The 7963-nt window shown below is 36.4% G+C and carries 3 protein-coding genes; 2 read left to right on the plus strand and 1 reads right to left on the minus strand.

The window, feature by feature from the left end:
• Together CJF42_RS24165 and CJF42_RS24170 are read left to right on the plus strand one after the other, a co-directional pair.
• The coding region (locus CJF42_RS24165; protein ID WP_141235655.1) for an RHS repeat-associated core domain-containing protein at window positions 1-7056 on the plus strand (7056 nt) is incomplete at its 5' end.
• An 11-nt stretch (window positions 7057-7067) separates the two neighbouring features.
• Window positions 7068-7319, plus strand: coding sequence for a hypothetical protein (locus tag CJF42_RS24170; protein ID WP_095369086.1), 252 nt, complete (start codon window positions 7068-7070; stop codon window positions 7317-7319).
• Between the two features lie 355 nt (window positions 7320-7674).
• Here the strand turns inward: CJF42_RS24170 and CJF42_RS27820 are convergent, their stop codons facing one another.
• Window positions 7675-7875 (minus strand): hypothetical protein, encoded by a 201-nt coding sequence (locus tag CJF42_RS27820; protein WP_170940748.1) that lies wholly within the window; start codon window positions 7873-7875, stop codon window positions 7675-7677.
• Window positions 7876-7963: the final 88 nt, after the last annotated feature.

A 7963-nucleotide genomic window follows, 5' to 3' on the forward strand; every position in this document is an offset into this window, starting at 1 on the left:
GGTAATTTATACCTTAAAATAGGAAATACTTATTTAAAACTTAAAAAAGATGCCACAAACAATTGGGCAATAACCACGCTTACAACGGCACAATGGAATGAATTAACATTAATTCCAAGTGAATTTAGTCTTGAGGTAGGTGATTTTAATAGTGATGGATTAGATGATTTTAAGTTAACCAATAATGATGGTTCAGTTGTGATTACTGCTGAGAATGGCAGTGATGGCTATGTGGTTAATAGTGACAATGTCGAACCTTCATTATATACATTCACTAGTTCAGACTTTGCAACGACTAATGATACACAAGTAAATGCGCTACCTACAGCAGGTACAGGCACACAAGTCAGCACAACTTCAGGGCAATTTAGAGTTGATGAATCAGGTAACGCTACTTACAACGTGCCATTTAACTTGCCTATAGGGCCCGGCGGTATTCGCCCTGAACTAGGCCTATCGTATTCAAGTGCCAATACGCGTACAGGCTTTGCGGGAGTTGGTTGGTCGTTAACGGGTTTGTCTTCAATTAGCCGCTGTAGTAAATCACACTTTTACGATAATTTAAATGGCACTTATGTAGAAGATATCACATTTACATCTAGTGATGCATTCTGTGTTGATGGGCAGCGACTGATAGAGGTAGCAGATGGTGTATATCGTACATCACAAGATAGCTTTACTGAATATACCATCGATGTTGAGGGCGATGACATAGTAGGCTTTAGCGCAGAAACCAAATCTGGAGAAACGCATATTTACGGAAAAACTTTAACCTCGATTCAATATATTAATAGCAGTGCGACCAATAATACCGAGATTGCGATAACTTGGTTACGTAGCTCAATAAGTGACCCTTACAATAAAGCCATTAATTATCAATATAAAAATATTGATAATACGTCTGAATTAGTTTTAGACACTATTACCTATGGCCCTGTTACTGTCACAATACAAACCGCAGATAAATCTGAAGATTATCCTTTTGATTTACAATATGGTTATCGCTACGGGCAAGAATACCAACAAACGCAACGTATTACAGGGGTAAATATAGCAGTATCACCGGCGGTGAGTAACCGAACCTATGAAATTGATTATAATACAAGTCATAAACAGCTGTCGTATATTGACTCTATCACAGAATGTACCAGCGGCCATTGTTCAAAACCAGTTACATTTGATTGGTTAGTGAATCAAGACCACTTTGATAGCTATCCCGATAATACAGTCAATACGGTCACCAAACACAATGGCGGTTATTCACGTATTCTTGATTTTAATGGTGATGGCATATCTGATTTTATTGAACCCAAAACGGCAAATAAATGGCAAGTTACCTTTGGTAAAAGAAGTCGTTCAGGTAATTATACAACAGAAAATGTTACGATTTCCGGTTCTAATAATGATGATGATATCGCTTTTAAAAATGCCATTGTAATGGATATTAATGGTGATGGCCGTCAAGATTTACTTGTACCTAGCAAAGCGGGTAATACAGGCGAAATTAATTGGCACGGTGTTTTTTACCAACCCGGCACACGCGATGTAGAGCGTTGTGAAACTGAACCTGGATTTGAACATCTTTGTTTTCCAGGTACTGAAAGTTACTCATTTGAAACTGACTTGGTATTTACCACCACAGATGCAAAGGTTTTTTCAATAAAACCATTAGACTTTGATGGTGATGGTTTATTAGATATAAGCTATACCGTTACCTCCAATTCAGTGGATTGGAAGTCATCGTCTATTTATGTGCTTTTAAATCAAGGAGACCCATCAGTAGCTAATGATAACACCGAATATTTTTCAGCAAAAAAACTAATATATAACTCTCCAAAAGATATACCAAATAGAGCACAAAGTTCGATAAATAAACAAACATTTTTGGATTTTAATGGCGATGGATTAACTGACTTATTAGTATCCTTAGATATGTTTAAACTGAGTGATAGTATTTGTGATAACGGAGAGTTGTGCTTAATTGAAGATGGAACTGATATATCTTTACAGTTAAATAAAGGTGGCAGTTTTGAAGAAAAATCAACAAATATAAACAGTATAAATAAATTAAAACTAGCTGACTTTAATGGAGATGGATTATCGGATATTTTATATTTAGGTAGTTCTAATAATTGGTATTTTCGTATAAGTACCGGTGAAGGCTATTTAGAACAAGACATTGCCCTAAGGGATGTCGAAGAAAAAGATTTCATGTTAATGGATTTTGACATGGATGGTTACACCGATATATTAACCTATAATAAAAGCCAAAAGCACTGGTATGTTAAACGTTATAACCCATCAAAAAATAATTTTGATTCTAGTTTTATTTATAATACCCAAAATAGCTTTAAATTAGAGCGCAAAGATAATGACATTATTCAGCATGGTGATTTTGATGGCGACGGTGCATTAGACTGGGCGAGATTAAGAGATAAAAAATGGTCATTATTTTACCGTTCTAATACATCAAATAGTAAAAAAAATGTCATTACGCATTTTACCGATGGCATGGGTAATCAAACCAATGTGACCTATAAACCTTTGACAGATAACTCAGTATATGAAGGTGCATTAGAGGTCGGCTTCCCATTAATAAGCATTACAAATCCAGTTTATGTTGTAAGTGAAGCGAGTAGCCCTGATGGCATTGGTGGTCGTGCAAAGGTTAATTATAAATATGCCAATATGGCATTGCATGGTCAAGGTCGTGGGTATTTAGGTTTTGCTAAGTTAACCACTATTGATAGCCGTGATGATGATTATAATATGGTGACAGAAACTTTTTACCATCAAGGTTTTGATGCCACCGTTGATGGCCAAAATCAATTAAATGAACCAGAGTTGATTGGCATGCCAATCAAAACACGCCAAAAAATGGTGAAAAAAGATGGTACTTCAAGTATTTTGCTTTCAGAGGCAGTGAATGAATATGAAAAGCTGACAACGCAAAGTGCATTAGATACGCATTCACCTGCCAGTCCATATTTTAGCTACATTAAACAAAGTACTGAAAAAGCTTATCATTTAGATGGTGGCAGTGACGGCTTTACATATTCGGATGGTGGTTTAAAAAGTACAACCACGACCATTAATGAATACGATACAGCAGGTAACCTGACAACAAGTAAAATTCAATTAGATAAGAGTGATAACACAGAGCAATTTATCACAGAGACAAAAAATAGTTATCTCAATACTGGTGGAGACTGTGCCGCTGTAGTAAATGGCTCTAATGTCAGCTTTGCAGGTGATTACCAAAGATATGGTCGGCTCACCTGTAGTACAGTCACTAAAAGCGTTTATATAAATGATGAAGGTACATCATCAACACGTTCGAGTGGTTTTGGATATGATAATAAAGGTATTTTAAATAAAGAATTTATTGCATTAGGCACAGACCAACAAGTGACGACTAGCTATAGTTTTGATGACTGGGGCAATGTACTCACTAAAACGGTAACGGGTAAAGAGCTCGTTGAGAATAACTATAGTACGCCAGTCTACAGTGATGAAATTAGTAAAACACAAACCATGACATACGATAATTCACATCGCTTTGTGGTAAGTCAAACGAATGATTTAGGTTATAAAACATGTTTCAGTGTAAATAACACATTTGGATTCGTTGAATCAAAAACGACTAATGTGACAAGCTGTGATACAAGTGCACGAGCAAATGGTTTCACCACACATTATCGCTATAATGGCATTGGTCAGCTAACAGCGACACAAGCACCAAATGGCATCATTAGTTTAAAAAGTAGACGTTGGGTACATGCTAAATATCCACAGCAAGGTTATACTGAAACAACAACTAACCCGAGAGGGCAGACGACTACTAAGTACTTTGATAAATTGGGCCGCACTTATAAAGTAAAAAGTGATACCTATAATTCAGGTGAGTATCAATATTCAATTACTGAGTTTGATAAATTTGGTCGAGCTCATAAACAATCAATTCCAGTCAATAATGAAAATGTATTAGTAGGGCAATGGCAAAAAACTAAGTATGATATTTTAGGCCGTGTCATTAAGCAAACCACACCAAGCTTTGATGGTTCAACTTTAATGGTACAGACTAAATATGACATGTATGGACAAACCGACAGTCATACGGGTGATAATAAAACCATTAAAAAGGTTAATCATTTTAATGTTGCAGGTAAGTTAATACAAAGTATCGATAATGCCGATGCAGCCTATGGTGCAACTGCAAGCAGTATTAGTTATACATATGATGCATATGGTAAATTATTTGAAACCATAGATACTTATGGTAATAAAATACAAAATCAATACGATGATGTTGGTAATAAAATATTGATGTCAGATCCTGATAAAGGTATTTGGAACTATAAATACAATGCATTAGGTCAATTAAAGTGGCAACGAAATGGTAATGGTAAAGTTACTTGGTTTAATTACGACACTTTAGGGCGTGTAATACAGCGTATAGATGATGCAAGAGGTACAGGCGAATCACGTTGTTTCATGTATGATGGTGTATACCAAGGAGCGAAAGATTCAGAGCGTGTTGTAACGGGTAAAGACTGTTCTGTTGATAGCAACTTAATATTTGAAAAAGAATATGGCTATGATGCACTTGCACGTTTAGAAAGTACCACAACATCGGTATATCACCATGATGAACCGACAGTAAGCCAATATCAGCGTAATTATTATGATGGTTTAAGCCGCGTATATATGTCACAGCTAAGTAATGATTATGCGGTAGGTTATCGTTTTGATAGTAACGGTTTTAAAATATCAGAGCATAGCTTAGAGTTTGATGCAAAAACCGATAAAGTGAATGTGATTGCACTAAAAGAAACAGTCGCAGTAAATTATCGCGGACAAGTCACAGAAGAGCAGTATTTAAATAATCAAACGATTAATCATATTTTTGATGCTAATACTGGGCTAGAAAAAGGAATTAGCACAGTAGGTATTACTGGTACGGGAGCGATTGGCAATATAAATACTTCATATAGATATAATGCGTTTGGTCAGCTTGAAGGCCGAGATATTAATAGCTTATACAGTGCTACCCGTACTGATGAATATGAATATGATGGTTTAAATCGACTTAAACAATCTGCAATGACATATGGCTCACAAGCAGGTGCTACAAATTATTTTTGTTATGATGCAATTGGCAATATGTTACAAAAAGAGGGTACAACAGCCTGTAGTTCATCAACGAATGATTTTAGTTATGGTAGTCAAACACGCAGCCAGGGTAATGCAGGACCACACGCACTTCGCCATGATGCTAAAACGGGGCGAAATTTCAACTATGATAATAATGGTAACTTACTTGCTGACGGCAATAGAAGCTTCACATACTCTGCTTTTGATAAAGTGACAGATATTCAACAAAATTCGAATATGCAAGTTAACTTTAGATATGGTGCTGGTTTATCGCGTTATTTCCGTAAAGATATTTATTTAGGTAATGGTGCTGGTTTAGATGCTGATGGTGAGCGTAAAGATACACAAACTCATTATTTTGGTGCCTTTGAGCGTATTGAGAAACAGTCTGATAATGGTAGCGCTCAGGTAAGCTATCAATATGCGGTTGGCAATATTATGATCACCCGAGATATCACAACAGGGGTGATCAGCCGTAAACTTATGGTACGCGATCACTTAGGTTCGGTATTGGCTATCACCAATAATGCCAAAGTGGAACGCGCTTTTTATTATAAAGCCTTTGGTGAACAAGTTGATGTAACCGAGCAAGGTTTTGGTGAATTTAAACGTTATGCGCGCCAAGGATATACTGGTCATGAAATGCTTAATGGTTTAAATATCATTCATATGAACGGTCGGATTTACGATCCAACCTTGGGGCGATTCCTACAGGCTGATCCGCATATTCAGGCTCCTAGTAATTCACAATCGTATAACCGATATAGCTATGTACTGAATAATCCGTTGAGTTATACCGATCCAAGTGGGTATTTTTTTAAGAAGCTGTTAAAAACTTCGATGAAGATAACTGGTACAGGGCACTTATTAAGATCTATTGCAAAAACTCCTTGGTTGAATAGCTTAATAACAGTGGGTTTGAACTTTATACCAGGTTGCCAAGTATGGTGTAGTGCAGTTTATACTGCGGCATCAACTTTTGCAGTCACAGGAAGCTTAAATGCAGGGATAAAAGCAGGTGCAATTGCTTATGCTACAGGTAAAGCTTTTCAGGAAATAGGAAACCACTTCAGTGATGTTAGTGGAGGAGCTGGTGCAGACATAAACTTTGGTGGAAATATGTTGACAGAAACACAAGTTTCTCAACAAATTGCGGCTCATGCTATCGTAGGGGGAGTGTCTTCTTCATTAAATGGTGGCAAGTTCGGACATGGATTCTTTTCTGCTGGTGTAACAAAAGGGCTTGGAGGAGCATACCTTCCAGCTGGTTCTGACTTGAGCGCTGGGGAAGTTGCATATGGAACAGTTACTTCGATGGTTATTGGTGGAACTGCATCTGTGATTTCAGGAGGTAAATTTGAGAATGGTGCAAAGACGGCAGCCATGCAATATTTGTATAATCAGTTAGGTAAAGTCAATTATTCTAAAATATGGAAGGATGTGACGCGAACATTGAGTGATTATTGGGGTGGAGTTAAATCACAAGAAATAGAGGTTTTTCGTGGAGCGTTGAATACTGAAGGCGTTCATCGTTTATCACAAGGAGCCGCTGGTCTTGCTGAAATCGGTGCTGCAACAACTGTTTGTACTGCTTCGGCTGGAGTAGGGTGTCTTGCAGGAGGAGGGTTATTATTTATGCATGGAACGTCAAATTTATATGAAGCGATGAGTGGTAGGAATCCAATGGCTTATGCTTACTCTGGTTTTGGTGCAAACCCTAAATTTGGGGCTAAAGCATTTGTGGTAATAGATGCTGGGATGGCCGTATCATCTGGATTTAATAGTTATAAAATCGGTAATGTATACTCCCCCGCTGGCTCTTTAACGAGAACAGAAAAAGCTTGGGTTGCAAACGATGGTTATCAAATGTATATGGGTATTCAATCAAGTAAAGGTAATTAACAGGGTAAAAAATGGTTATTGAATTTATAATAGGTTTATTTCTTTTTTTGTGCGTCACTTTGTCTATTTTAGAAAAAAAAGGTAAGGACATAGGTTTTTTGAATAAATATTATGAAAATATACAAATATTCGGCCTGCTACTGTCAATTAGCTTAGCTGGTATTTATATTTTATCAGGTGAAGTAATAAAGGGATTAGGAGCTATTGGTTTAGTTATATTTCTTGAAACTAGATTTAAGGTTTACAAGAGAAACCAAAAATAAATCACATATTACAAACAAGAATGGACAGGCACATAATAAAGCAATTATAGGCCCCTATAAATATCTTGTTGGTATCCGTGATAGAAATATAAAAAAGGTCATCTTTCGATGACCTTTTTCTTTATAACTAAAATTAAAATTCACCCTCTTGTTCCAAACCATCATGTCAACTGCTCCCAACAATAATCACACTTTGTGGTTCAAGCTATCGGAATGGTGGTTCAGGTGGATAGGAATATACACTTATATATTCCGTCAAATAGAACCACTGAGAATGTTTGTAACAATCCAGTGTTCCGTTTTGGTTGGAGCAGTTAGATCGTTTTATTGGAGCATATCAATAAAAAGATAAGATTTAGTGATTAGAATAGGAATAATCAAGATCGTGAATATCTTCTATTTTTTTCTTATCTAGTTGATATAAAATCGCGCTGGCCGCCAAATAAGGAATCGCCTGAAAATCCTCGGTTGTTTTGAGTTTGATTGTTTTAAATTTACTCGTATCTTCAATGAGTTTGTTTAAATGTTTATGGCTAACGTAGGAAAAGAATTTCATTTTTTGAGATACCGAAGTTAAACCAATTCGATTAGAAATGACATTAACTACTTGTTTATAGACATCTAATACCAATCAGATTAAATTT

The organism is Pseudoalteromonas sp. NBT06-2, from assembly GCF_002276045.1.
Taxonomy (GTDB): domain Bacteria; phylum Pseudomonadota; class Gammaproteobacteria; order Enterobacterales; family Alteromonadaceae; genus Pseudoalteromonas.